At 63.7% G+C, this 25,862-nt stretch carries 27 protein-coding genes; 8 read left to right on the top strand and 19 right to left on the bottom strand.

Annotation, left to right across the window (positions count from 1 at the left end):
• Window positions 1–11: 11 nt before the first annotated feature.
• The 6 genes from ACVI1L_RS29770 to ACVI1L_RS29745 all read right to left on the bottom strand — a co-directional run bounded on the left by ACVI1L_RS29770 (window position 12) and on the right by ACVI1L_RS29745 (window position 4,342).
• On the bottom strand, window positions 12–791 hold the full coding sequence (locus tag ACVI1L_RS29770; RefSeq protein ID WP_253623993.1) for a Cro/CI family transcriptional regulator: 780 nt from the start codon (window positions 789–791) through the stop codon (window positions 12–14).
• 129 nt (window positions 792–920) lie between these two features.
• Window positions 921–1,538 carry a DUF3306 domain-containing protein gene (locus tag ACVI1L_RS29765; protein WP_456784536.1) on the bottom strand — a complete coding sequence of 206 codons (618 nt, stop codon included), beginning with the start codon at window positions 1,536–1,538 and terminating at the stop codon, window positions 921–923.
• Window positions 1,535–2,050, bottom strand: a complete 516-nt coding sequence (locus ACVI1L_RS29760) for a DUF3305 domain-containing protein (RefSeq protein ID WP_456784535.1) — start codon at window positions 2,048–2,050, stop codon at window positions 1,535–1,537. The genes ACVI1L_RS29765 and ACVI1L_RS29760 overlap by 4 nt, the downstream gene beginning before the upstream one ends.
• Window positions 2,047–3,054 (bottom strand): DUF6352 family protein, encoded by a 1,008-nt coding sequence (locus tag ACVI1L_RS29755; RefSeq protein WP_456784534.1) that lies wholly within the window; start codon window positions 3,052–3,054, stop codon window positions 2,047–2,049. The genes ACVI1L_RS29760 and ACVI1L_RS29755 overlap by 4 nt, the downstream gene beginning before the upstream one ends.
• Entirely contained in the window at window positions 3,051–3,590 is a 540-nt protein-coding gene (locus ACVI1L_RS29750) for a DUF6505 family protein (RefSeq protein ID WP_456784533.1), read from the bottom strand. Before ACVI1L_RS29750 ends, ACVI1L_RS29755 begins: the two co-directional genes overlap by 4 nt.
• Window positions 3,587–4,342, bottom strand: a complete 756-nt coding sequence (locus ACVI1L_RS29745) for a biotin/lipoate--protein ligase family protein (RefSeq protein ID WP_229189510.1) — start codon at window positions 4,340–4,342, stop codon at window positions 3,587–3,589. The genes ACVI1L_RS29750 and ACVI1L_RS29745 overlap by 4 nt, the downstream gene beginning before the upstream one ends.
• 152 nt (window positions 4,343–4,494) lie before the next feature.
• Here ACVI1L_RS29745 and ACVI1L_RS29740 point away from each other — a divergent pair, with 152 nt between their 5' ends.
• Window positions 4,495–6,465 carry a 4Fe-4S binding protein gene (locus tag ACVI1L_RS29740; protein WP_456784532.1) on the top strand — a complete coding sequence of 657 codons (1,971 nt, stop codon included), beginning with the start codon at window positions 4,495–4,497 and terminating at the stop codon, window positions 6,463–6,465.
• A gap of 4 nt (window positions 6,466–6,469) precedes the next feature.
• Window positions 6,470–6,763, top strand: coding sequence for a hypothetical protein (locus ACVI1L_RS29735; protein WP_229189508.1), 294 nt, complete (start codon window positions 6,470–6,472; stop codon window positions 6,761–6,763).
• Window positions 6,764–6,827: 64 nt separating this feature from the next.
• Here the strand turns inward: ACVI1L_RS29735 and ACVI1L_RS29730 are convergent, their stop codons facing one another.
• Window positions 6,828–8,120, bottom strand: a complete 1,293-nt coding sequence (locus ACVI1L_RS29730) for a c-type cytochrome (RefSeq protein ID WP_456785624.1) — start codon at window positions 8,118–8,120, stop codon at window positions 6,828–6,830.
• A gap of 117 nt (window positions 8,121–8,237) precedes the next feature.
• On the opposite strand from ACVI1L_RS29730, the gene ACVI1L_RS29725 reads away from it, so the two are divergent.
• Window positions 8,238–8,639, top strand: a complete 402-nt coding sequence (locus tag ACVI1L_RS29725) for a hypothetical protein (protein WP_225646077.1) — start codon at window positions 8,238–8,240, stop codon at window positions 8,637–8,639.
• A 128-nt stretch (window positions 8,640–8,767) separates the two neighbouring features.
• Here the strand turns inward: ACVI1L_RS29725 and ACVI1L_RS29720 are convergent, their stop codons facing one another.
• The 9 genes from ACVI1L_RS29720 to ACVI1L_RS29680 all read right to left on the bottom strand — a co-directional run bounded on the left by ACVI1L_RS29720 (window position 8,768) and on the right by ACVI1L_RS29680 (window position 19,963).
• Window positions 8,768–8,962, bottom strand: a complete 195-nt coding sequence (locus ACVI1L_RS29720; protein ID WP_057017127.1) for a hypothetical protein — start codon at window positions 8,960–8,962, stop codon at window positions 8,768–8,770.
• Between the two features lie 136 nt (window positions 8,963–9,098).
• Window positions 9,099–10,403 (bottom strand): acyl-CoA dehydrogenase family protein, encoded by a 1,305-nt coding sequence (locus tag ACVI1L_RS29715; protein ID WP_456784531.1) that lies wholly within the window; start codon window positions 10,401–10,403, stop codon window positions 9,099–9,101.
• A gap of 11 nt (window positions 10,404–10,414) precedes the next feature.
• Window positions 10,415–12,091: an AMP-binding protein gene (locus tag ACVI1L_RS29710; RefSeq protein WP_082653776.1), complete on the bottom strand. Its 1,677-nt coding sequence runs from the start codon at window positions 12,089–12,091 to the stop codon at window positions 10,415–10,417.
• A gap of 111 nt (window positions 12,092–12,202) precedes the next feature.
• Window positions 12,203–12,877, bottom strand: a complete 675-nt coding sequence (locus ACVI1L_RS29705; RefSeq protein ID WP_229189506.1) for a GntR family transcriptional regulator — start codon at window positions 12,875–12,877, stop codon at window positions 12,203–12,205.
• Window positions 12,878–13,007: 130 nt separating this feature from the next.
• On the bottom strand, window positions 13,008–14,549 hold the full coding sequence (locus tag ACVI1L_RS29700; protein WP_057017125.1) for a sugar ABC transporter ATP-binding protein: 1,542 nt from the start codon (window positions 14,547–14,549) through the stop codon (window positions 13,008–13,010).
• Complete coding sequence (locus ACVI1L_RS29695; RefSeq protein ID WP_057017124.1) at window positions 14,546–15,664, bottom strand: SMP-30/gluconolactonase/LRE family protein; 1,119 nt, start codon at window positions 15,662–15,664, stop codon at window positions 14,546–14,548. Before ACVI1L_RS29695 ends, ACVI1L_RS29700 begins: the two co-directional genes overlap by 4 nt.
• A 3-nt stretch (window positions 15,665–15,667) precedes the next feature.
• The gene (locus ACVI1L_RS29690; RefSeq protein ID WP_456784530.1) at window positions 15,668–17,779 is read right to left on the bottom strand and encodes an ABC transporter permease; all 2,112 of its coding nucleotides are present in this window, start codon (window positions 17,777–17,779) and stop codon (window positions 15,668–15,670) included.
• Window positions 17,780–17,894: 115 nt separating this feature from the next.
• Window positions 17,895–18,917: a sugar ABC transporter substrate-binding protein gene (locus ACVI1L_RS29685; RefSeq protein WP_253587226.1), complete on the bottom strand. Its 1,023-nt coding sequence runs from the start codon at window positions 18,915–18,917 to the stop codon at window positions 17,895–17,897.
• Between the two features lie 59 nt (window positions 18,918–18,976).
• Entirely contained in the window at window positions 18,977–19,963 is a 987-nt protein-coding gene (locus ACVI1L_RS29680; protein WP_083714936.1) for an ABC transporter permease, read from the bottom strand.
• Window positions 19,964–20,472: 509 nt separating this feature from the next.
• On the opposite strand from ACVI1L_RS29680, the gene ACVI1L_RS29675 reads away from it, so the two are divergent.
• Window positions 20,473–21,066 carry an alpha-ketoglutarate-dependent dioxygenase AlkB gene (locus ACVI1L_RS29675; protein WP_456784529.1) on the top strand — a complete coding sequence of 198 codons (594 nt, stop codon included), beginning with the start codon at window positions 20,473–20,475 and terminating at the stop codon, window positions 21,064–21,066.
• A 216-nt stretch (window positions 21,067–21,282) separates the two neighbouring features.
• Here ACVI1L_RS29675 and ACVI1L_RS29670 read toward each other — a convergent pair whose 3' ends face one another.
• Window positions 21,283–21,555, bottom strand: a complete 273-nt coding sequence (locus ACVI1L_RS29670) for a DUF2312 domain-containing protein (RefSeq protein ID WP_016842183.1) — start codon at window positions 21,553–21,555, stop codon at window positions 21,283–21,285.
• Between the two features lie 109 nt (window positions 21,556–21,664).
• Complete coding sequence (locus tag ACVI1L_RS29665; protein WP_225646071.1) at window positions 21,665–22,276, bottom strand: exopolysaccharide biosynthesis protein; 612 nt, start codon at window positions 22,274–22,276, stop codon at window positions 21,665–21,667.
• A gap of 66 nt (window positions 22,277–22,342) precedes the next feature.
• Here ACVI1L_RS29665 and ACVI1L_RS29660 point away from each other — a divergent pair, with 66 nt between their 5' ends.
• Together ACVI1L_RS29660 and ACVI1L_RS29655 are read left to right on the top strand one after the other, a co-directional pair.
• Window positions 22,343–22,873: a hypothetical protein gene (locus ACVI1L_RS29660; RefSeq protein ID WP_456784528.1), complete on the top strand. Its 531-nt coding sequence runs from the start codon at window positions 22,343–22,345 to the stop codon at window positions 22,871–22,873.
• A gap of 8 nt (window positions 22,874–22,881) precedes the next feature.
• The gene (locus ACVI1L_RS29655; RefSeq protein ID WP_456784527.1) at window positions 22,882–23,244 is read left to right on the top strand and encodes a hypothetical protein; all 363 of its coding nucleotides are present in this window, start codon (window positions 22,882–22,884) and stop codon (window positions 23,242–23,244) included.
• Between the two features lie 103 nt (window positions 23,245–23,347).
• On the opposite strand, the gene ACVI1L_RS29650 is transcribed toward ACVI1L_RS29655, so the two are convergent.
• Window positions 23,348–24,268 (bottom strand): LysR substrate-binding domain-containing protein, encoded by a 921-nt coding sequence (locus ACVI1L_RS29650; protein ID WP_456784526.1) that lies wholly within the window; start codon window positions 24,266–24,268, stop codon window positions 23,348–23,350.
• A 100-nt stretch (window positions 24,269–24,368) separates the two neighbouring features.
• Here ACVI1L_RS29650 and ACVI1L_RS29645 point away from each other — a divergent pair, with 100 nt between their 5' ends.
• Window positions 24,369–25,142 (top strand): ABC transporter ATP-binding protein, encoded by a 774-nt coding sequence (locus ACVI1L_RS29645; protein ID WP_456784525.1) that lies wholly within the window; start codon window positions 24,369–24,371, stop codon window positions 25,140–25,142.
• A complete protein-coding gene (locus ACVI1L_RS29640; RefSeq protein WP_057017116.1) occupies window positions 25,139–25,861 on the top strand; it encodes an ABC transporter ATP-binding protein in 723 nt (240 codons plus the stop codon). The genes ACVI1L_RS29645 and ACVI1L_RS29640 overlap by 4 nt, the downstream gene beginning before the upstream one ends.
• The last annotated feature ends 1 nt before the right edge of the window (window position 25,862 follow it).

The raw sequence follows: 25,862 nt of genomic DNA, 5'->3' as shown, positions 1-25,862 counted from the left end.
GCGGATGCAGGTCAGTTCGCGAACGTGAATGCTTCTGTCTCGATCTCGACAAAGGCGCGACCAAGCGCACCGACCGCACGATAGAAGACGGCGCTCTCCGCGCGCTCGATGTCGACGAACAGCCGCCCCATCCAGGGCGCGACGTGTTTGCCGAAGAAGGCACGCTGCGTGTCGAACGGCGCCGGGAAACGCCCTCCCGCGAAACCTGCCATGATCTCGCACAGGATAGCCGCGTGATCTTCCGGCTCGGAATTGTTCGCGATGCGCTCGATCCCGGACGCAGCGAGGTCGGCGCGCAGCCTCGACAGCGGCCGCTCGTTGAGAAAGCCGGTCAGATAGTAGGAGGCGTAGGGCAAGAGTTCGCCGCGGCCGAGACCTGTGAACAGATCGAAATATTCGCGTTCGACCGTCGCCGCGACTGCATTGGCGGCGGATTCGGCCAGCGCGGCATGCGCGCGCCCAAGCGGCGTGGCATCGGCGGTCAACGCAGCCAGTTGATCGAGCAGTTTCTTCGATGGTGCGGCGGACAACAGCGTCGCGAGCAGCAGATATTCCTGCGCGCGCGCGACATCGACAGAATCGATCGGCGCTTCGGCGTGAAGCGGCTCGCTGTACAGATCAGGCCGCAAATTATCGCGCGAGATGCCTGTGGCGGCTTCGACGGCGATCACCCGTTGCGCGGGCACCTTGTTCCAGTTCGAAACAGAGGGCTGGCTGATGCCGATTTTGCGCGCAAGCTCTGCAACGCCGCCGGCAGCGTCAATGGCTCGCTCAAGGCCAGCATCGCGCACGTGGACCTCCATCCAAGTCCCGGGTGCTGATTTTGCTTTTCTTACAAAGCGCTAGCGAAGCCTAGTCCCGGCCCAACGGGGGGTCAATCAGCTCGCATAGTCTGAGGCTATGGCCTTTCGTCGCGGTCCCTAGCGGGGCAGCGCACTGCCGTGCGTGCGGCGCTCAACCGGCACCTGTTCGCCATCGGAGCTTTCGGCGAGCGTTCGTTGCGTTGCAGCAGGATCAGGTGCGGATCCCGTGGTCGCGGCTTCTTCGGCGGCGATGCCCGGCAACTCGACCTCGCGCAATTCCTGCGAAGAATCCGCAACTTCAACCGAACGCTCAGGCGGCGCCTCGGCCAACTTGCCGAGGCCGCCGACGATCCTGTCGATGAGCGCGGTGAGCTCAGCCTCGGAGCAATCCAGCGGGCCAAAACCCGGCATCGCAGTCGGGTCGTTGAAGTCCCAGGCGTTCTCGGCAAGCCCGACAAAGTCGCGGATGGCGGGATCGGCGCTCCAGGCGCGACGAAGCGCCGCACGCGTCAGCTCCTGCGGGATTCCCTTGCGCAGGAACGCGGTGATGTCGGTCGCCGAGGTAATCGTGTCAATCGAAGGCAGGCTCGCAAGGTCGAACTCCGCGTCGTCGTCTTTGACGGCTGGCGGCGGCGACTGCATGTCGTCGCGCATTGCCGGATCCGGTGGCGTGGCGTTCGCCTTTGCCTCCTGCTTGCGGCGGGACCAGCGCGTCAGGAACTTGTCCTCACTCATTCGTGTCCGCCTTCATGCTGCCGGCGCGCGAGCGCCTCGGGATCGGCCTGCCGTCGCTTGCGCTTGAAGAACTCACGTTCGACGTGGTGCTCGGCCACGAAGCTTTCAATCTGCTCACGCAGCATATCCGGCATGGGGACGGCCTCGACCAGATTCGCACCGGCCTCCGTGAACGCCTCGCCCTCCGAAGGATCGGCGGTCGCGGCAGCCACCGAGTAGGGCCAGGCGCCTTCGGCCGGCGACAAGACGGTCCAGATGGCCGGACTGCCCGAGGCGAGATTGTCGCGATAGCGCGCCGTCTCGGAACCATAGAGATCGACCATGGCGCTGCCGGCATAAAACAGCGTCGTCCCATTCTCGTCGCGAAGCACCGTCCAGGGTTTGGTGTCGGGCTCGTCGGGCAGCACGGCGACCGCGCGCCAGACAAAGTCGGTCCACGGCGAATCCGCCTGGTGCCGCTCCACCACGACGCCGACGGGAACGCGCACAAGCGGTAGCGCGGCCGGACTCATGTCGCCATCTCCAGATGTTTGACCGGCAGCCCCGTCAGCAAATTCTGCGGCTTCATCCGCAGCTTCTGATCGGCGTTCATCGACAGAATGAGATAAACCGGCTCGCCCCGCATCTCGTCTGCGGCCGCGCTGGCGTCCGCAAACGTCAGGCGGAACAATGAGAGCACGCGTCCGGCGCTGCGGTCGTCGAGCTGCTCGCCATGCCAGAGACGGTCGCCGAGTCTGGTCGCGTCGGCGTCGAGCCCGACATACCAGGTGAGACGTGCATCACGAAGCTCGCGCAGCGGCTCAATGCTGACGTCGATCCCGAGCAGATGGGAGATCCAGCGCACCATCGCCTGCGCCAGCGCCGCCGGCCCGCGGCCGCCTGCGGTGAGGTCGAATGCCATGTCGAATTGATCGCTCCGGCGCCAGTAGTCGTCGGCATTGTCCTCACGCAAGACGTCGAGCTCGGCATCGGTCACCGCCCCCAGCATCGACATCAGCGAGAGCACCGGGGTCGGACTCTGTCCCCCGACGACCTCTTCATCGCCGAGCAGCAGGGCCTGCTCCTGCGGCAGGATGCGCTGCGGGCGGAAGAACAGTTCGGCTGCGCGCAGCACGAACGGATCATCGCAGCCATCGAGCGCATTGCGCAGGATCACGTGCACGAGCTGATTGACAAACAGCGGCGGCAAATCGTTGGTCCCGGACCGGACGGTTGCAAGATAGGCCTGCTCCAGCGTCGGATGCCGCACGAGGAGGTCGCGGAAGGCAAGCACGAGCCGCCAGTTCTCCCGGGCATCCGCATCGACAATCGCTTCGATTTCTTCCGCGCCGACCGGCCTGCGGGGAGCCGCGAGCAGCGCGCGGTGCAGCCGCCGCTCGACCGGGCATGCTTCGTCCGGCGGAACCAGCTCCGGACGAACAAAATAGGCCTTCAGGAACTCGTCGGTGACGCAAAGCCCCCCGCTCCCGTCGCGATCGAGCAGATGGTGGCCGCACGCGATCCAGAAATCATTCATCGGTGCCGCGACTCCCCACTCATATCGGCAAGCTTGAGATCACCGTCAGGCTCGACATCGTCTTCGACTTCCATGAACGAGAACGCCTTGCTGTGTCCCTGACCCTGGCGCAGTTGCAGCCTGCGGAACGACTCCCGGACTTCGCCGTCGCTCACCGAACGGTGAACGGCAATGAGCGAGCTGACCGGATGGTTGCAGAGCGACTGCGCGAAGGCGACCTCCTCTTCCGCCGCCACCCGCGCGGTCGCCAGATCCGGCGCACCGAAGCGATCGATCAATTGCCTCGCGAGGCGGTCGATCAGCGCGCTGCAATCGTTCTCGGTGGCAGGCACGATCTGCACCAGCGTCGACCAGCCCCAGGACTGCACCCCAAGGAAGCCACTGCGGAACGCGACGCGGGCCTTGCCGGTCAGCTTCATCGGATCCTGATCGCAGAAGCGGAAGGCACCGGAGACGGCCCATTCGCCCGGCTCGGCCGCCACATCGAATACGAAGGTGTCGGAGGGATCGAGCGCGATGCTGCGGAGCAGTTTCATAGCCGCGGCCCTCCGAGCTTCGGATCGAACCAGGACGGCGTTCCGAGTGCCTTGACGAGTACGCTGCGTTCAATCCTGTCGGCACCGACGCGGCGCGTGAGGAGATCGCCGCCGTCATCGATCCGCAGCACGGTTCGCCGCTCGCGGGGGATCCGGCTGAGATAGTCGCGCGCGAGGCTGCCAAAGCCGTCGGTCTGCCAGCTATCGATCGCCCGCATCAGGTGCCGCGCAAAGCTCTCGGTCACCTGCACGGCTCCCGCTTCGCCAAACCCCTCCTCATCCAGCGCGGACGCGAGCGGATGGACGCCCGGTCCCTGATCGGCCATTGCGACCGTCCGGATCATGGCGCCGAACACCAGCCAGGCAGGCGGCTCGTCCTCGCGCGCTGACGTCGGCCATCCCATCCGTCCGCCGCCGACCAGCCCACCGTCGATCGCGACGGTGTCGGGCCAGCCGATCGCGACCGTCTTGTGCGGCGGCGCATAGGCGCGCAGGGCGTCGGTGAGCGCGACCATGCCGGCATAGAAGGCGCGCCGTGCGGTGGCCAAGGGCTCGCCCGGCTCGAGCACCACGGCGAATTCGGCAAGATCGAACCGCCCGACATACACCAGCGTGCCGGCACCGCTTTTGGGTGCAATGCGGCAAGCGTGAGCAAAGGCGTCTCCGCTCTCACGCAACCGGACGAGCGTGAATGGCGGCGGCAGATGGATCGCTTCCGTCACGGAGACGCGGCTGGTCGGGGTCGACCGCAAGGGCCGTCCTCCACTTTCCTTTTCCTTCCGATAGTGAATATCTATACGAGGTGAAGGAATGGCGCGAGTCCGCAAGACGGCGCCGCACCCGCGGAGGGATCGACCTGGAGCAGCCAGCGAAGACCGTCCTGATCTGCTCGTGTGAAGACACGATGCGCCTTGACGTGGCCGCGATCCAGCGTGGATGTCCCAACTGCGAGATCAGGAGCCATCGTCATCTCTGCGGCGCCGACCTCGAAGATTTCCGCAACGCCGCGAAAGCCGACGGCCCGCTGACCGTCGCCTGCACGCAGCAGGCCGGCCAGTTCACCAATGAGATGGGCGAACGCGCCGGCCCGATCAGCTTCGTCAACATCCGCGAGACGGCGGGCTGGTCGCGCGACGGCGCGAAGGCGGGCCCGAAGATGGCGGCGCTGCTTGCAGCGGCGGCGGTTCCCGCGCCGGACTATCCGCTGGTCACATTGTCGAGCGATGGCATCATCCTGATCTATGGGCGCGACGAGACCGCGATCGAGGCTGGCCGGCTGCTGGCGGACCATCTCGACGTCACGGTCATGCTCAGGAAGCCGGCGGACGTCGTGCCGCCTGCCGCGGCCGTGTTCCCGATCGTGCAGGGCACGATCCGCAATGCGCGGGGGCACTTTGGCGGCTTCGAGCTCGCGATCGACGACTACGCGCAGCCACGCCCGTCCTCACGCGCCCGCTTCGAGTTCGAAGCCCCGCGCAACGGCGCGATCTCGCGCTGCGATCTCGTGCTCGACCTCTCCGGTGAGCCGCCTCTGTTTCCCGCACACGATCTGCGAGACGGCTATCTCCGCGCGGATCCGAGAGATCCCGCGGCCATGCTGCGTGCGGTGCTCGCCGCCCGCGATCTCGTCGGAAGCTTCGACAAGCCGAGATATGTCGACTTCACACCCAGCCTCTGCGCGCATTCCCGCTCGAAGCTGATCGGATGCCATCGCTGCCTCGATTTGTGCCCGACCGGCGCGATCACGCCGGACGGCGACCATGTCGCAGTCAACGCGGAGGTGTGCGCAGGCTGCGGGCAATGTGCGGCCGCCTGCCCCACCGGAGCGGCATCCTACGCGCTGCCACCCGCCGATACCCAGTTGCAGATCCTCCGCGCCATGTTGCGCGCCTATCGCGAGGCCGGCGGCACACATCCGGTCCTACTGCTGCATGACAGCCAGCACGGCACGCCGCTGATCGATGCGCTCGCCCGCCATGGCGACGGATTGCCGGCCAATGTGCTTCCCCTCGCCGTCAACGAGCTGACGCAGGTCGGCCTGGAAGCCATCATCGGCGCCTTCGCCTATGGCGCGGCTGCCGTGCGGCTCCTGCTGCGCGCCAAGCCACGACACGACGTGACCGGATCGTTGCTGACGATCCGGATGGCCGAGACCATTCTTGTCGGCCTCGGATTTGACGGTTGCCGCGTGAGCACGATCGAAACCGACGACCCCGACACTCTGGCCGAGCAACTGACGGGGATTGGCCCCCTCGCCGGCCTCGAAAATCCCGCGACTTTCCTGACGGTCGGCAAACGCGGCGATCTGCTTCGCTTCGGCTTGAGCGAACTGCATCGCCTCGCCCCCAAGCCGGTTGACGTGATCGCCTTGCCTGAGGGTGCACCTATCGGTGCGATCACCGTCGACGTCGCCGGTTGCACGCTGTGCCTGTCCTGTGTTTCGGCCTGCCCAACCGGCGCGCTCCGCGCCGATCCCGACGGCCCTGTCCTCAAATTCGTAGAGGACGCCTGCGTGCAGTGCGGTTTGTGTCAGAGCACCTGTCCTGAAAAAGTCATCAGGCTCACCCCGCAGATCGATTTCCGGGCAAGACGCGCGCCGGCGCGGGTGATCAAGGAAGAAGAACCTGCCCTGTGTATTCGCTGTGGCACACCGTTCGGCGTCAAGAGCACGATCGATCGGATCGCGACCAAACTCGAGGGACGGCATTGGATGTACCCTGCCGGGGACCGTCGGACCGAGGCCTTGCGGATGTGCGCCGATTGCCGGGTCATTGTCATGAGCGAACAGCAGTTCGATCCGATCCAGGACGTGCCGGAACGCGCGCCGCCACGAACGACGGATGACTACCTGCGTCAACGCGAGAACAAGGACTAGCCGCATGCCTCGATTCATGAAGGTTCTGTCGACGTGCCTTGTCACCACGGTCCTTGGCGGCACAGCCGTCGAGGCCGCCGCCCTTACCAAAGCGGAAAAGGTTGCACTCAAGCAGGCGGTCGTCGCCTGCAAGGCCGAGGCGAAGGGCAAGAAGATCAAGTGGCTGTCCCGCCGCAAATACGTCAACCAGTGCGTCGTGGCGGCGCTCAAGGAACATCCCAGCATTAGTATCGCCCGCATGCTCAAGGAGAACCCTGAGCTGACGAAAATTCCGGTGGAGCAATGGCCGGGGTATTAAAGTCTCATATCGCGGCTTGACGCCTTCGCTTGAGTATGCGCAAGGCGGCTAGCGCCAACTCGGGCTATTTCGACGTCGCACGCGCCAGGAAGTCCGTGAGCGCGCGGCGATCTTCGGCCGAGCCGATCTGCTGCTCCGGCATCTTCGTGCCGGGCGTATAGGCGTTCGGCCCGATCTCGAACAATTTTGAGACGGTCTCCGGCGTCCAGACGATGTCCATCGTCTTGAGTGCGTCGGAGAAGCGATAGCCCGGCAGCGAGGCGATCCTCCGACCGAACAGTCCGGCAAGGGTGGGACCGGCGCGCTGCACCTCCGTCTCCGACAATGTGTGGCAGGCGACGCAGGCCCTGAAGATTTCGGCACCGTGGTCGTCGGCATAGGCGGCGAGCGGGTCCCTCGGCGTGCCCACCACGTTCGATCCGGCCGCCGCGCCAGTCAGTGCATTCCAGCGCCTGATCTTGCCGTCGGCGCCGCCGGTCAGGAGCGTCACGCCATCGGGCAGGAATGCCACCGACCAAACCGGCCCGCCCAGCCCGGCGAACGTGCGCAGCACGCTGCGCGCCTTGCGATCGACGATCGCCACCGTGCCGTCAATTGCCGCTGCGGCGATCAAGGCGCCGTCATGCGAGACTGCCAAGGCGACGATCGGAGTGGCGCCGGCCGTGACCTCGCCGCTTGCCTTGCCGTCGGCCGTCATCATGCGCAGCTTGCCGTCCGCTGCGCCGGTGACGATTTCGCCGTCAGGCGAGATGGCCACGGCATTCAGCGGCAACGGCACCGTGACGACCTCGGCGCTGCCGTCCGGCAGGCGCCAGATCCGCACCGTCAGATCGTAGCCCACGCTCACCAGCGACTGTCCGTCGGGGGCAAAGGCCACGCCATTCACGTTTTGCGAGTGACCTTGCAGCACGCGCGAGCCCCCGTCGGACAACGACGAGAGCCGCACGGTATGGTCCCACGAGGCGGATGCGAGCTTGGATGCATCGGGCGAAACGGCGAGCCCGACGATGGGTCCCGTATGGTCCGCGAAAACCCGGTCCGGCTGCGGCCGGCCCGACGTCCAGATGGCAATCCGGCCATCCGCACCCGCCGTTGCCATTCTTCCATCGCCGAGGAAGGCGACCGCGTTCACCGCACCCGAATGGAAGCGAAGGACCTGATCCGCGGACTCGGTTGCCAGCGACCATCGGATTGCCGCAGTGTCGAAGCTGCCCGACAGAATCGTCCTGCCATCGCCTGAAACGGCGATCGCGCGGACAGGTCCGCCGTGTCCGGCCAATTGCGCTTGCGCGGGTTGCAGCGCAAGAAGCAGCGATGCTGTTACAAGGAACGTGGCGAGACGCAAAATCAAATCCATGGCCGTCGGAGACACTCGCAGCGCAGCCCCCAAGCCATTCTGCCCGTTTTTGCTGCCCGGCCAAAGTGCTCCCCTGGCGTCCATCGGCCCCGCCGGCGATCATTCTGGAAATCTGGCGTGTCCATGGGCGACGGGCTTGGCCCTTGGCAACAACGTGCCCATTTCACCAGTAATCAACAAGGGAGCTCGTATTCGGTTTGGGGTGCGACAAGCGGCGCCTTGAAGAGCGGCCCACGCGGTCGCAGTCTTGGTAAAGGCGCCTCACAATCGAGGTCGAACATGCAAATACATCCGAAAGCATATCTGCAGTTCATCTCGCGCATTTGGCATTCTCGCGTGTTGCCGCCGCGGGATCGCAATCCCACCAGCCGGGACGCGTCGCCACTGCTCATCTACATCGCTGCGGTGTTGGCGCTGCTACTGGCAATTCTGATAGTCGATCGCCACGGTGCGCCGTTTCAATTCCCAGAACATGTCGGCGATCCCGCTGAGATCAACCCGATCTTCATGAGTTTTTGAAACACAGCGCGCGACGGGGGCTGCGCAAGCGAACAACCCGTCCGACGCGTCGCGCTGTTCAACGCCAGACGATTTCCAGCCCGCTCATCCCGAACCGAATGCGTTCGGATGCGACGGCACCATTCTCTCTATTGCTGAGTTCCCCTCGGAAACACCAGCGATCGATCGTCGAAATCTTCAACCGGCAGCTTGTCTTGTTCTTGCACAGCGGGCATCCCTGCCACCGATGTGTGGCTCACGGACGATGGATGCGATCTCGGGACATTCGTCGCAGCCAGAAAAAGCGCGAGGGCGGTCAGGCCGGCGATCATCAGGAGCTTCATGCGAACCTCCGTTGGTTCTGGGAGAGTCCTGACTAGTGCAGGATTCGACGTCCCCCTGTGAGATCGCTCACAACTCTCCTTTTGTTGATCAGCGCTGGAGCCGATGCGCTCCGGCTCCAGCCCCTTCCCAACCCGCCTATGGCAAATCTTTCGGGCGCGGCCACAAGCCGCCTTCGGACCAGGATTCGGATTCATCGGGCGACAACGGATCCGCGCCACCGCCGGTCCGTGCGGGATCGACGTTGAGCCATCGGCGCAATTCGAGCTTGCCGATCTGGTTGCGGTGGACCTCGTCGGGGCCGTCGGCCAGTCGCAACAAGCGAGTCGTCGCGAGCGCTGCCGAAAGGAAATGGTCGTTGTTGGTGCCGCCTCCCCCGAACGCCTGGATCGCCCAGTCAACAATGGTCTGCGCCATGTTCGGCGCGACGACCTTGATCATCGCGATTTCCTGCCGCGCTGCCTTGTTGCCGACCGTGTCCATCATGTAGGCCGCTCTGAGCGTCAGCAGCCGCGCCTGGTCGATCTTCATGCGCGCTTCGGCCACGCGCTCGAGCGTCACGGTTTGCTCGGCGAGAGGCTTGCCGAAGGCGACGCGTTTCAGCGCGCGTCGGCACATGCGCTCGAGCACGCGCTCGGAGAGGCCGATCAGCCGCATGCAATGATGAATGCGTCCGGGCCCGAGCCGACCCTGCGCGATCTCGAACCCACGCCCCTCGCCGAGCAGCATGTTGGCGGCCGGCACGCGTACATTGGTGAATATCACCTCGGATGCACGATCCGGGACGCCGTAGAAGCCGAGCACGGGCAGCGAACGGACGACATGCGCGCCGGGCGTCTCCTTCGGCACGAGGATCATCGACTGACGCTTGTGACGATCCGGATTCTGCGGATCGGTCTGCCCCATGAAGATGATGATCTTGCATCGCGGATCGGTGGCGCCGGTGGTGTACCATTTGCGACCGTTGATCACGTAATCGTCGCCATCACGGACGATCGAGCTGGCCACATTGGTCGCGTCGGACGAGGCAACGTCGGGCTCCGTCATCGCAAAGGAAGAACGGATCTCGCCGGCCAGCAAGGGCTTCAGCCAGCGTTCCTTCTGCGCCTCCGTTCCGTAGCGCAGGATGGTCTCCATGTTGCCCGTGTCAGGGGCGCTGCAATTGAAGACCTCGGGAGCAAGATGCGAACGTCCCATGATCTCGCACAGCGGGGCATATTCGAGATTGGTCAGCCCGTCCTCGTGAGCGGGTAGAAACAGGTTCCACAGGCCGGCCTGTTGTGCGAGCGGCTTCAGTTCCTCGACAACCGGGTGCACAGCCCAGGGCCCGAGCCGCTCGGCCTCCTGATAGTATCGGCGCTCATTCGGATAGATGTGCTCCATCATGAAGCGCTGGAGACGCGCGGCCAGTTGCTGGCTGCGCTCGCTTTGGGTGATATCCATGTAGATTCTCCTTACCGGCCGCGTAGGCCGTCCCTGAGCGTGTTTCGGGTGATTTTTCCGGATTCCGTCTTCGGCAGATCGTCCAGCACGCGAATGTCGACCGGGCACTTGTAGGCCGCCAGTCGCTCGCGGCAGAAGCGCGAGAGCGCGGCAACATCGATCACGGTGCCGGGTTGAGCGGAGACGAAGGCGACCACCGTCTCGCCGCGATAGGGATCGGCGGCGCCGACGACGGCTGCTTCGCGCACGCCCGGAAAGCCATAGATCACGTCTTCGACTTCGCGCGGCCAGACCTTGAAGCCGGAGGCGGAGATCATGTCCTTCTTGCGGTCCACGAGGTAGAACCAGCCGCTCTCGTCAAAGAAGCCGACGTCGCCGCTATGCAGCCAGCCGTTGGTCAGCACCTCGTCGGTTTCCGCCGGCTTCCTCCAGTAGCCGGCCATCACACCTGAGCCACGCACAACCACCTCGCCATGCGCGCCGGGTCCGAGCGGGCGGCGCTCGTCGTCGACGACGATCGCATCGACGCCCGAAGTCGGCCTGCCGATCGACAGCGCGCCTGAGTCGGGATCGACCGGAATCCGACCTTCGTTGGGCGCAAGATGGCTTGCAGAGGTCAGTTCGGTCATTCCATAGGAACTGCGGATCGCCCGTCCAAACCGTTTCGCAAAGGCATCGATGACCGAGGGCGCGATCGGCGCGCCGCCGGAATAGATATGTACGAAGCTCTCGAAATGCCGGCTCGTTGCGTCAGCCTGGTTCATCAGCGCGATGTACGCGGTGATGGCACCGACGATGAATGTCGGCCGCCATTCAAGGAAGGCATCGAGCGCGACCTGGGGCTGGAAGCGATAGGTCAGCACCATCGCTGCACGCGCGGCAAACGCCGCGACCATCTGGATTTCAAAGCCGGTGATGTGGAACAGCGGCGCGACCCCAAAGATGCACGACGTGCCGTTCAATTCGAAATGATCGCAACAGATCAACGCGGTCGCCACCAGATTGCGATGCGTGAGCATGGCGCCCTTTGGAACGCCCGTGGTTCCGGAGGTATACAAGAGAAGGGCGATGTCGTCGGACGTCAGAACCGGTGCCGGTGGTGCGGCTGCATTTTCGGCGAAAACCGTCGCCAGCGCCCGGGCCTGCGGAGCTGCGCCCGGCACCGGCAGCACCCGGACATCGTTTCGCAGCTGGAATTCCCGAGCGCCGGTCCAGAACACCAGCTCGGAATCGACCGAACTGGCGGCCAGGAAAACGTTCTCCCATTGATCGTCGTGGCAGATCACCGCCTTCGGCTCGCAATCCCCGAACAGCTTGCGAAGCTCTGGCGTGCGGTACATCGGGTTGAGGCTGACGACGATGGCCCCGACCTTCCAGGCCGCTACGCTGACGATGACGAACTGCGGCACATTCTGAAGAATGACGGCGACCCGATCGCCGCGCCCGACTCCTTTTTGCGCGAAGCGGGCGGCGAGCCGGTCGCTGAGCCGATCGATATCGGCATAGGTCTGCGTCGCATCGAAATAAAACACGGCCGGCGCCTCGCGCGGCGCGGCTCGAAACAGATCAAGCGCCGTCCGCCTTCCGGGATCGGGCGGAGCGACCGATTCCCCGAGCCGCGCGCGCAGCCGGCCCGCGGCTTCCTCGTAAGCGCGTGCACGCGACACGGAATCCAGGTCGACAGTCATCGCCGCTTGCCACCACTGTCGCAACGATGGCAGCCCCGTCCGGGCCGGCGGCCGCTATAGCCCGCCGCCACCTGGCGCAGCAGGAACCGTGGCAAAAGGCGTTCGCCGCCACTACTCATTGGCACTTTTTCCTCGATAGACCGAGCCGAGACGCGCATGCGGAAGCGCGGCACGGCTTGCAAGGGGCGGCTGGGCCGCCCCACTCTCTTTTGCTTGAATGACAACGCGCGTGCGCCGGATGTGGAGACGCACCAACACCTGTGCAGCTTCGACATCGCGCGCCCGGATCGCGTCCATGATCAGGACATGCTGGGGATCGGAGAACGGAAACCCGTCCTTGGCATAGGTCTCGCTCACAAACTGTCGCCGGAAATGCTGCGTGCTGTTCCAGAAGCGTTCGACCATCGCGAGCAGTTGCGGCATCCGCGCCCGCGAATAGGTCCGTAGATGAAACTCCCGATCAAGCTGGATGTACTCCTCGAGCGTGGTGACCTGCTCAAGTTCGCGCACAATGCGGTCAAGCGTCTCGATATCCTCGTCGGTCAGATTTGGAACGCTTTCGCCGATGGCAAGCGGCTCGACCGCTTCACGGATCTTGTAGATCTCGATCGATTCTTCCGAATTGACGTCCGCAATCCAGGCGCCACGGTTCGGCGCCATCACGACGAGCCCCTCGTTCTCGAGCTGCTTCAGCGCCTCGCGCACGGGAATGCGGCTGGCTCCGAAATGGGCCGCAAGAAGCTCCTGCCGAATCCGCGTGCCTGGCCGCATCTCGCCGCTCAGCACCGCGCTGCGAATCTCGCTTGCGATCCTCTCGCTCATCAGGCGACGGGACTCCGGATCGTCCTCATTGCCGTCCCGCGTCATGTCCTTCCAATGGGGAGGCCGCTGATAAGGACTCATGAAAGGCCCTCCTTCAATGAATGGCCGCGTACATGATCTTGTCCTCGGTCGCATCAGCCCGTGCCATTTCCTCGACGATACGTCCGCCGCGAGCGACCAGGATCCGATCCGAGATAGCCAGAATCTCCGGCAGATAGGAAGAAATAACGACAACCGCCTTGTTCTCGCGCGCCAGCCTGCGAATCGCCTCGTGAATTTGTGGAATGGCGCTCACATCGACACCACGCGTCGGTTCGTCGAAGATGACCACCGTAGGCTCCTGGGCCAGAGACTTTCCCACCACGACTTTCTGTTGGTTGCCGCCGGAATATTCGACAATCTTCAGCGTCCGCTTCAATGCAGAGATCGAGAGCGCCGAGATCCATTGATCGGCGATCCGTTTCATCTCGCGCGCGGAGTAAAGGAACCGCTTGACGCGCGGCGACGACAGATAGCCAAGATAGATATTCTGATCCACCGTCATCGTCTCGAAGAAACCGTCGACCTTGCGATCCTCGGTGATGTAGGCGATTCCGTCGCGCACCGCCTGCCGCGGCACCCGGTAGCGGACCGGCTTGTCCCGCAGATAGATCATCCCGCCGCGCAGGAAGTTGCGCTTGCGGGCGCCGCTGACGATCTGCGCGATCTCGGAGCGCCCTGCCCCGACCAGCCCGAAGATGCCGACGACTTCTCCATTGAACACCGAGAACGACATGTTCTTGACGATGCTGCCCATCGTCACGTTCTCGACCGAAAGCACCTTCTCACCGCGGGAGGCATGCGGCTTCGGCGCATCCGGATCAGCCCCGTGGGTCGCGTACTGCGCTGCGGTTTCCTCACGGCCAACCATCATCCGCACCAGGGCGTCACGCGTGACGTCCTTCGCCGGTACAGTGGCGACCAGCTTGCCATCGCGCAGCACGGTGATGCGATCCGCGATGTTCAATGCCTCTTCCAGAGCATGCGAGATGAAGATGATCCCGGCGCCCTCCTCTTTCAGGGTGTTGAGAAGATGGAACAGGTGCTGGGTCTCTTCAGGGGTCAGCGATGCGGTCGGCTCATCGAAGATGAAGACCTGGGCGTTGTGGCGAACCGCACGCACGATTTCGACCATCTGCCGCTTGGCGGTTCCGAGATTCTCCACCAGCACCAGCGGGTCGACGTTGAAGTTCATCGATTGCAACGACTGGGTCGCCGCAATGTTGATCTTGCTGTAGACCGTGACCCATTTCTCCATGCCGAGTTCAAGGTTCTGCGCCACCGTCATCGACGGGACCAGGCTGGATTCCTGGTAGACCATCGCGACCCCACCCTCGAGCGCTTCCTTCGGCGACGCGAACGAAACCTTGCGTCCCTGGATCAGGTAGTCGCCGGAGGTCAGCACGATCGCACCGGCAATCGCCTTGCACAGCGTCGATTTCCCCGCGCCGTTTTCTCCTAGCAGCGCGTGGATTTCGCCCGGCCGCAGATCGAAATTGACACCATCGATGGCGTTCAGACCGCCATAGACCTTGCTGCCATTGACGATCTGAAGCAGCGGGGTCCCTGCCTGTTGTTCCGCCGGCATGGCGTTCATCCTTCCTGCATGCCGCGACCAGGCGGCAGTTCGACGAGGCAATCGCGTCCCTTGGACACCGCCAGCACGCGCGAGCCGATCGGGCGGACGGCGGTGATTCCATGAACCCGACCATCGACGCGGCTGTGCAGCGTCTCGGTCGCCGCGCCCTTGTCGTCGAGCCGGGCGACGAGACCATAGGAACGCGGCGGCGCCCACGGCTTCTGGATACCGAGTTTCTTGATGCGGCCGATCTGGGTCGGTTCGCGCGGATTGAGGCGGCCATCCAGCGCCGGCCCGATCCAAAGCTCAGGTGGCACCGTCCGCATCATCTCTTCGCAGAATGCCCGCTCGCGCAGGACGAATTCGGTCAATTGCGTGCGCAGCGCGAGGAAGGCCATCCAGACCTCACCGTTCGCGCCTCGGGCAAGACGCGCCGGGTAGCCGGTATGATTCTTGACGATCACGCGCCTGTCGTCACCCGTGCGTGAAAAAGCGGTCAGGCGGTGGGTCCAGGATTCGGCGACCCAGACCTCCTTGCCGTCGCCGGATACGACCAAGCCGAGCGGCCATGCGAGCTTGTCCGCACGCACGCTCGCACTGCCGAGCGAGGAATTGCAGGCGATGAGCCGGCCCGAGGGGGCGCGGTTCTGCATCAGGTCGGTCAGCCAATGCTCTGGCCGATTGTTTCGCGAGCCGTCGGTGAGGTAGATCGCCCCGTCCGGCGCGACCGTCACCGACAGCGGACAGGCAATCTTTTCACCGCCGACGCTTTCGAGCTTGCCGATGATCTCGCCAGCCGGCGAAAGCGCCACCAGCCCCACGCCGGAGACGCAGGCGAGCAGCCGGCCGTCCGGCGTGCAGGCAAGCCCGCCGACCGGGCCGTCGAGCGTCGCGAACTCCGTGCGCGTGTTGAAGTCGTCTCCCGTGCAACGCAGGACGTGGTTGCCGGTCGAGACGTAGAGCGCACCGTCCTGCCCGAGCGCAATGTCGTCCGGTCGCTCGATCTCGTCGCCGAGCTGGCGCGCCTGATCGAGCCGCTGGTTCGGGGAGAAGGCGCCGTCGAGCACCGGAATGCCGTGAATTTCCCGGTTCGGGGACAGCACGCGATCGATGATATCGCCAAGCAGAGACATGGCTCAGGCCCTTCCCCAATAGGACTTGTGCGCTTCCCAGGTCGGGTCGGCGTCCTGCAGGCGGATGCGGCCGATGCGGTTGTTCTCCAGACCCCCGATATAGAGATAGCCCTTGTGTTCACGGACCGACGTGATGGTCGGATGCGAAAGCCCGCCTGGATCCCAGAGCGATTCCGTCACCACGCCGTTGTCGTCGAACTTGACCACGCAGCCGTAGTTGATGCCCGGACACAGCCATTCGTCCGGCGGGATCTGCTTGACCATGCGGGTGCGGAAAACAGGGTTGCGCATCGCAAGGTCGTAGACCGGCGTGCGCAGGCCGACGAAGGCGAGCCAGTACTTGCCGTCGGAGGCGCGGTTGATGTTGTCGCAATAGCCCGGAAGGTTGTCGATCAGGATTTCGCTGGTGCCCGCCTTCGGGCCAGCGATCCAGAAGCGATTGATCTGGCATAGCCAGGTGCTGGCCCACAGCACCGACTGACCGTCATGCGAAATGCAGATGCCGTTCGGGAACGTCAAGTTCTTGAGGACCGTCCTGGTGGTGCCGGTCTTCGGATCGTGGCAGATCAGCCGGCCGTTGCCGCGCCCCTCGAAGCCGTCGAGCGCCCAGTCGGTGAGTTCATAGCGGGTCGAGGCCTCGCTGAAATAGATCTTGCCGTCTGGCGCGACGTCGAGATCGTCAGCGAGATAGAGCCGCGAGTCGTCCTTGAGGCGCGTACGCGTGCGCGTGGTGCGGTCGGTGACCTTGAAGACCGAGCGATCGGGCTTCACGCCGTAAACGCCCATGCCCGCGATGCAGACGAGGAGGTTCTGATCCCGATCGAACGCCAACCCGAGCGGCCGGCCGCCGATGCGCGCGAACTCTTCGCGCACGGTATAGTCCGGCGCGAGAAAGCGGATGATCGAGCCGTTGCGGTTGACGGTGTAGAGGTTGTCCTTGCGGTCAAGGATGATGTCTTCCGGGCCCTCGATCATGTCGAGCGCGATCGCTTCCGCGTTCTTCAGGCGATCGTTCTCCGCGAACGGCGTGCCGCTGCCCCGCTCGACCGACGGCGGCGGCTCGAAATCAACCCAGCTTGGGGTGACGTAGACCTTCTGCAGCACCTTGCCCTTGTTCTTGACCCACTTCACGTTGAAGCCGACCGCGAGCAGCAGGATGATGCCGATGATGGCGGTGGTCAGGTTGCCGGAGATGCCGAGCCGGACCATGCCGCTGGTGAGCATGAAGATGATCGCCGCGCCCATGACGGCGCGCGCGATGGTACCGCGGCCACCGGCCAGGCTGATGCCGCCGAGCACCACCGCGGCCAGCGCGTTGATCTCCCAGCCGACGCCGGTGTCGGTGCCGGAGCTGCTCTGCCGCGCGGCATAGAGGATTCCCGCCAGCGCCGCGATCGCGCCCGACATCACATAGGCCGAGAACAGCACGCGCTTAACGTTGACGCCGGCGTGGCGGGCCGCCTTGCGGCTCGACCCGACCGCCATGATGTGGACGCCGGGCTTGATGCGGGTGAGGAAGAAGTGGGTTCCGACCGCAAGCAGGATCAGCACCAGCATGTTGAAGGGAATGCCGAGAACCCTCCCCGAGCCCATGAAGTCCCACGTACTGGACCCGCTGTCGATGCTCGCGAGTTCGTTCGTGTACGCAACCGTCACCTTGTTGTAGGCGGCGCGGACGATGATGAGGACGACGAGCGTCGTCAGGAACGGCCGGGTCTTGCCGTAGGCAATCAGGCCGCCGTTGATCGCGCCCATCGCCGCACCGAACAGGACCACAAGCACGATGGTCACGGGCAGCGGCAGCCCGAGGATGAGATACAGATAGAGCGCGAGGAAGTTCGACATCGCGAACACCGCGCCGACCGACAGGTCGATGCCGCCCGACAGCACGGAGAAGGCCATCGCGACCGCGACCATGCCCTGCTCCGCGAAATTCCGCATCAATTCCTGCAGGCTGCCCGCCGTCAGGTAGCGCGGGATCATGATCGCGAAGGCCAGGAAAACCGCGATCGTCAGCGTGAATGGAATGATCGGCTCCATCCAGCGCTTCTCAAGCAGTTCGCCCAGGAACAACTGGGGCGAATGGCGGTGCCAGGCTCGTTGCAGGCTCTTCATCAACAGACTCCGGCGGGCTCGGCGCAGCAGCGGCCGAACGGCGGGACGACGCGGGGGATTGGGATCGACAGCTCCGGCCTGCCCGCGCCGCGGTGGGCGCGGGCGCCGGAACGACTTACTTCGCGCCCTTCGGGATGCTGAAGCAGTACATGCGATCGTCCTTCGACTTCACCCAGGCGGGGGTCGTGTAATAGGCGATGTTCTTCGCGCCCGGCTTGTCGCCGCTCTGCAACAGCGCAATCACCGCGTCGGCGATGGTCTGGCCCTGCACGTCGGCGCGATACGACAGGTTCGCGGAGAACGCGCCTTGCTCGAGCAGATCGCAATCCGCAGGCTGGCCGTCGCTGGCGACGAACACCTTCACCTTGTCGCCCATGTTGGCCGCCTTGATCGCCTGCGCCGCGCCCGCGGTTTGCGGTCCCCAGACGCTGAGGATCCCGCACAGCTTGGGATGCTGCTGCAACACGGTGGTCGTGATGTCGCCGGCCTTGTTGGCGTCCCAGCTGGTCGGCTGCGACGACACGACCTTGATCGACGGGTCGGTCTTGAACACCTCCATCGCGCCATTCTTCATGTCGAGCGAATAGGCCGCGGTCGCCTCACCTTCGAGGATCGCAACCTCGCCGGAGCCCTTGCCGCCGCCACACTGATTGATGACCTCGCGCGCGATCTTGGTGCCGAGATCCTTGGCATCGACGCCGACATAGGCGTCGGTCAGGGTGTTCGATGCCATGTTGACCTGCACGACATAGATGCCGGCGTCCATCGCACGCTTGAGCTCCTTGGCGAGCAGCGTGACGTTCGGATTTTGCACCACGATCACGTCGGGCTTGTCGTTGATATAGTCGCTGACGGTCTGAAGCTGGATGTCGGACTTCATGTTGGCGTCGCGGGTGACGAGCTTGATGCCGTAATCGTCGAAACGATCCTTCATCACGCGCGTCCATTCGGATTCCAGAACACCCATCCAGACCGGCGACCAGGCCACCGTCTTGCCCTTGAGCGACTTGTCGAATTTCTCGCGCAGCTGGTCGCGCGGCCCGGCCGCCTGCGATGGCGCAGCCGCCAGTGCGGCGGTTGCCACCATCGCGGCCAGCCCGATGCCGGCAAACGCCCTCCTGTGCACAGCTTTCGTCATGTCAATTCCTCCCCTGTTATGTCGGCCGACCGTTGCGGCCCGTTGGTTGATGCAGAGCTTTAATCGCCCTGCTTCGACGTCTCCTCGTCGCGCGGATGCAGCCGGGAATCGAGCAGGATCGCGATCAGCAGCACGACACCCTTGACGATGTTCTGGGTCTGCACGTCCATGTCCATGATGGTCATGCCGTTCAGCAGCACGCCGATCAGCAGCGTTCCGGCGATGACGCTCATCACGTTGCCGCGGCCGCCGACGAGGCTGACGCCACCGAGCACCACAACCATGATGACGTCGAAAATGATCGTCGATTCCGCGACCTGGAGATGCATCAGCGCCGTCTGCGCGACCATCACGACACCGCCGACATACCCGATCGCGGCGCACAGCGCGTACTCGATCATGGTCAGCGGGCGGGTCGGCAGACCGGTCTGACGCGCGGCGTCGGGATTGTCGCCATGGGCATAGACGAAGCGCCCGATCACGGTGCGCGACAGGAAAAGATGCACGACGACCGCGGTGGCCGCGAAGATCAGGATCGAGATCGGAACGCCACCCCAGATGTTGCCGCCGAGCCGCAGGAATTCGTCATGCCCCTTGGAAAGATAGACGACATAGTGCTGCACCGCTGTGGTGCGCACGATCCCCAGCACCGCAAGGCTCGACGCCAGCGTCGTCAGCAGCGGCGGCATCTCGATCACCGAGATCAGAAACCCGTTCAGGACGCCGATGGCGATCGCCATCACGAAGCCGATCAGCAGCGCGACCGGCGTCGCGTAGCCCGAGTTCATCAGGATGATCGCGATCGCGGTGGAAGCGGCAAAGGAGGCGACTTGCGACAGATCCAGTCCACGCCCGATCACGACCACCGCCATGCCGAGCGCGAGAATGCCGAGTATCGAAATATTGCGCGCCAGCGCGAACAGATTGCCCAGCGTCAGGAAGCCCTTCAGGAAGATCGAAAAAATGACGATCAGGACCGCGCACATCACCAGCACGGCCGTCGTCTGCGTCAATTTCGCCCCGCGCGCGCCCGAACTGCCGGTCACCGGGTCCTCCCAGGATTGATTTTATTGTGAGCGGAAATTGAACAGAATGTATCCAGAAGTCAATCTCCGTATCCAAATTTTGGACAGCAGCTGGTTTGACCGGAGGATATATTCACACCTGAAGACCTCCATAACTATCTATATCTAAACAGATATATGTATGTTCTGGCGTCCGCGATCGAAGCGCATTTCCGAGTTCGATCGGTCCTTTTGAAGCCGACATTGCTATATTGGATACATTTGGCTTGAGAGCCTGTCCCTAAGGCCAACTGGTCCTCATAGCGCCGTCACCCGTGGCGACGGAACGAAGCCGACGACGTTGCGGCAATCGCTCCTGGCCAAGGCCTGAAGATCGTGGCGAAAGAGAATGCCGAGACCGATCTTTGACGCCGCCTTTCGCCCATCGAAGCCGCGCCAGGTGGAAGCCCGAGCGAACTGACGGCCGGTTTGAATTCTGTCTCGGCGCGCCCATATTCGTGACAGGTTCGCAAACACTGACGGTACCAGATTTGTCCGAGCAACTGTCGATGTTCGATGCGCCCGCCGCAGGACCGGCGGGTCTGCACTACGCGCCGGATTTCATCTCCAAAGCGGCCGAGGGCGAACTCATCCGCCACATCCGGGCACTTCCGCTTGCCCCCTTCCAGTTCGGACAGTTCGAAGGCAAGCGCCGCGTGGCTTCGTTCGGTTACCGGTACGACTATGGGTCGCGCCGACTGGAATGTGCCGAACCGATCCCGTCCTGGTTAAACGGCATCGTCGCCGCGATCCAATCCTTCGGCGGCGCGTCGACCGAGATCGGGCAGATCCTGTGCACCGAGTATGATCGCGGCGTCGGTATCGGCTGGCACCGCGACAAGCCGCATTTCGACCGGATCTTTGGACTGTCCCTGGGATCCGCATGCAAGTTCCGTTTTCGTTGTCGGACGGAAAACGGATGGGAGCGGCTCACGCTCGATGCGGCGCCCCGATCACTCTACCTGATGGCCGGTGATGCACGGAAGATATGGGAGCACAGCATTCCGCCGGTCGAGGCCCCCAGATACTCGATCACCTTCCGAACCATGGTCGAAACGGTGCGGGGCGCCAAAGCGTCGCGATAACCTTGGATTGCCGGTTCCAGCGCTCCGCTGCGCATCGCCGCATCAACCCTGATCGAGCGCTACTTCGATCCGATCGGAAGACGCAATCATGAGCGGAAGGTGCGACCAACGCCGCGCGAATGGTTGATGGGACGGGGGCGGACGAACTTGGGAAGTTCGTCCGCCGAGAGATCGCGCGCCCCCGGAGTGTCGATCACGGGGAACGCAGCGGGCGTCTCACGCCGCTTTCGCAGCAGCCTTGTCGGCCGGTGCCGTTTCCATGGCGCGCATATAGAGATCGAGCAGCGATTCGCGCTCGTCGCGCTCATCCTGATCCTGCTTTCGCAGTTTGACGATCTCCTTGAGGATCTTCACGTCGAAACCCTCACCCTTGGCTTCCGAAAAAACTTCCTTCTTCTGCTCGTTCAGTTCCTGCAGTTCAGCGTCCAGATTCTCGATCCGCTCGATGAAAGAACGAATTTTTCCGCCGGGAATGGTGATGTCAGACATAGTGCCTCTTTGTTGAATGAGGCGGTGAAAATGAAAGCAAAGTGATAACCAATGTCTTAAGCTTCATCGGTTCCTGTAGCGCATCTATCCCGCGGCTTGCCGCGGTATTTCAGACCGCGATCCAGCTGATCACGGCCGCGGCCGACGTCCAGAGTGTCCATCCAAGGCCAAGCAGGGACATCACCGCGGCCGCCATTGCTACGGCCAGCAGCAGACCATCTTCCTGCAGGTAAGCGATCGCGATCAGGACGACCACAATTCCGGGAATGACGTTGACCAGAGGCAGGGGCCAGCCTGCCAACAGACCCAACAGGAACACGACCAACCCAACAAGCCGGTCAGTCACGTCATGGCGCGCATTCCAGCGCGGCCGGCTGATGTTCTCGATCGCGCGCAGCAGCGGACCCGCCCTGACGGTGAACCGCTTGAATCGCTTGAAGTCGAACGGCCGCTTCGACAGGAAGCGGGGAAAAGATGGAGCACTGTGCCCCAACATCATCTCGACCGCCGGAAACAGGAGGGCCAGCGTCGCAATTGTGGCCACGCCGGGGACGATCACAAGCAGCCCCAGCAACAGCAGGAGCAACCCGAACGAGCGCCTGTCCAGATGGCTGAGGAGCCATTCGAGGTCGACGGGGCCGTCAGGTGCTTGCGCGACGAGTTCTTCGAGGAGCTGGGAAGTACGGGTAGGCGCTGAGAGGGGAGCGGGCAAATGAAGCATTACCCGGTAACATGGTCGAACTCCGTATCGATTGCAACGAATGCCAGAGGCGCCTAGGAAGCATTGATGGACAACGATTCCGACCAGGCGTGGCACGGCCATGCGCCGAACAGCCCCCTGCCCGCCGGTCGCCGCCGCTGGCTGTGGTTTCTTCTGATCGTCGTCGTCGCCCTTGTCGGCGCCGGCGGCGTCTACGCCTGGCCTGAAGTCGCGGCATTGGTCCCCGCCATAAGCCACGAATCGTCCGGCGGGGCGACGACGACGAGCGACAAGGAGGCATTGCCAACTCTCCTCGCGGCCCAGCAGAAGCTCGAGGAAGACCTCGCCGCACTCGATCGGTCGGTAGCCGACGGGCAGGCGCAGTTGAAGGCCATTACCGACCAGCTGGCGGCCCTGACCTCGAAGGTCGAAGAGTTGCAGCACCTGCCCCCGCCGGCAGCGCCGCCGCCACCTGTTACGGCCGAGGTGCCGCGTGCCCCGATCGCGCCAACTACCCCGCAGCCGAGAAAGCCGCCGCCTCGGGCCGCCAGGCCTTCGGGTCCCGTTTCGATTGGCGGCGCACCGCTCAATGCCGCGCCCGGCAGCATGGCCCGTTGAGCTCAGAAATGCCCCAAACCGCATTCCGATTTTTGGCTTGGGGTTTGATCCTCGGCCTCTTCATCGTCACCGATACGACGCTGGCATTTCGTCCCCACACCTTGATATCGCCAAACGCCGATCGCTTTGCCGCGCTCTTCGTTGTCGGAGCCGTCTTTTCGCTCGCCTATCCGAAGCATGTCCTGCCAATCCTGCTGGCACTGCTCGCCGTCATCGTCGGCTTCGAACTCATTCAAAAGCTGCTCGCCGGCAGGCATGGCTACATAAAAGACATATTCGTCAAAGGCGCCGGCTGCTGCGCAGGCGTTGTCGCCGCCACTGCCCTGAGACGCGCGCTTTCAGCAATGTCCAAGCCGACAGGTACCTCCTGACGTCCTGCGCCGCCTTTGCCCTGTTCGACGTTGGCGCAGAGGCACGTGTCGGCAACCTTCGGTCCAATCCATCATCAAACCTGCCTTGGCACGGGCAAGTCCGCTATTCAAATTGGACCGGCTCGGATCCGGGATAGGAATGAGCGACGAACTCGCAGAACGCGCGAGCCGCCGGAGAAAGCTTCGCCTTGTCCTTCCAGGCAAGCCCGACATCCATGGTGTGGACATCGTCATCGAGCGTCTTGAGATCGATGCGATGTCCTTCGAGCGACCAGGGACGGTAGACCATGTCGGACAGGATTGTAATTCCCATGCCGGTTGCGACCATGCTGCGAACCGCTTCGACCGACAGGGTCCGGAAGATGACGTTCGGCACGTACGCGGTATGCTGCCAGTAACGCATCGCGGAGCGTTCGGCTTCATCGACGGTCAACATCAGATAGGGCTCGCTCGCCAGGTCCGCCAGCTTGATGCTGTCCTTGCGAAGCAGCGGATGATTGACGCAAGTCCACAAGCGACGCGGCGAGCGCAACAAGAGCCGCGAGCGAATGGAGTCCCGGTCATGCAAGTTCGCAACCAGCATGATGGCCGCATCGACGCTACCGCTGATCAAGCTCTGCTCGATCGCGTCGCGCGGAAACTCGTGAAGACGCACCGTGATGCCCGGGAATGATCGCCAGAAGCGCGACAACAAGGGCGGCAGGAAATATCCGGCGATGGTGTAGCTGACGGCGACATCGACGGTGCCGTCCACCTGCATTCCCCAGCGATGCGGCCCGCGTATCGCATCCGATACGCTGGCCTCGATGGCGCGGGCACGCTGCAAGAACTCCCGTCCGTCAAAGGTCAGCGTCACGCCGTTCGAGTGACGGTCGAACAGCTTGTGGCCGAGCTCGGCCTCGAGCGCCTTGATGGACGCGGTGACCGCAGACTGCGTCACGCTGAGCGCCGCCGCGGCAGCCGAAACGCGCCCGGTCTCGGCGGTTGCGATGAAATGCCGAACCTGACGGAACGTCAGAGACATAAAAATTTCCGATATCAGCGAACGATATTTCGAATTTTACAATCCCCCGGCGGACCGGAAAAATCAATCCATCGGTTCGCGAGTGAGAGGCATTGAGGTCATGTCCGATGGTTTGGAGTTGGTCGCTCGCGATATCAGCGTCCAATTCGAAGGCCTGAAGGCGCTGTCCAACGTGACCTTGAGCGTACCGCGGGGACGTATCGCCGGACTGATCGGCCCGAACGGAGCCGGCAAGACCACCCTTATTAATGTGCTGACGGGTTTCCAGCCGGTTGGCGCCGGAACCGTGGAACTGGAAGGCGAGACGCTGAGTGGCATTGCAGCGCACAAGCTGCGCCGCAAAGGCGTGGCGCGAACCTTCCAGTCGGGCCGACTTTTCCGCGACCTGCCGGTGATCGACAACCTTGAGGTCACCGGCGTCGGCCTGGGCCAATCCCGTCCGGAGGCGATCGGTGAAGCCGAGCGCGTCATGGCTTGGCTCGGCATTTCGCATCTGTCCAACACCATCGCCGGCGCCCTGCCCTATACCGACGAGCGCCGCGTCGCGATCGGCCGCGCGATCATGTGCACACCGCGCTATCTGCTGCTTGATGAACCGGCGGCTGGAATGTCGGAGCACGAAAGCCACGAACTTGCCGCCATCATCCGGCGGATCGCTGGCGAGCTCAATGTCGGGGTGCTGCTGATCGAGCACAACATCGGCCTCGTGCTCGAGCTCGGCGAGCGCATCTACGTCCTCGATTCCGGCGAGGTCATCGAAGCCGGCCCGCCCGCTCAGATCCGTGACAGCGATGCGGTGCGGCACGCCTATATGGGTACGCAGCGCGACGAGCTGCTTCCGCCAGTCGCCGCCGAAGAGGCCGTCGCGTCATGACGCTGCTTGCCGTCGACGACATCACCGTTAGCTATGGCCGCCTGACGGCTCTCCGCGGCCTGACGCTGAAGATCGATGAAGGCGAAATCCTGTTCGTGACCGGCCCGAACGGCGCCGGCAAGTCGACCTTGCTCAACGCCATCGCAGGCGTCGTGCCACCGGGCTCCGGGTCCATCATGATCGATGGCGCAAAGATCACGGGTGCCGCACCCGAAGACATCGCCCGGCGCGGATTCTCCCTGGTTCCCGAGGGACGCAATGTCTTTGGCGCGCTGACGATCGAGGAGAATCTGAAGGTCGGAACCGGCATGCGCACCGACCGCAAGAAGATCGCCGACGACCTGGATCAGGTCTACGAGGAATTCCCGATGCTGGCCGAGCGCCGCCACACCCCGGCGGGCATGCTCTCCGGCGGCCAGCAGCAGATGCTCGTCATTGGCCGCGCCTTGATGGCCGCGCCCCGCATCATGGCGATCGACGAGCCGTCGCTCGGCCTTGCGCCAAAGATCATCGACCAGGTCTACGAGATCCTGGTGCGGCTGCGGACGCAGCGCAAGCTCACACTCCTGATCGTCGAGCAGAGCTCGACACGCGCCATGATGACGGGCGGACGGATGGTCCTGATCCGCGGCGGCCGCATCGTGCTCGAGGGCCCAGCGGCCGATATGGTCAGGGATGATCGTCTGAAGCAGTCCTATTTCGGCTTCGGAGATCATTGAG

The organism is Bradyrhizobium sp. USDA 4516, assembly GCF_054055915.1.
This window is presented reverse-complemented; position numbering and strand designations above follow the sequence as displayed.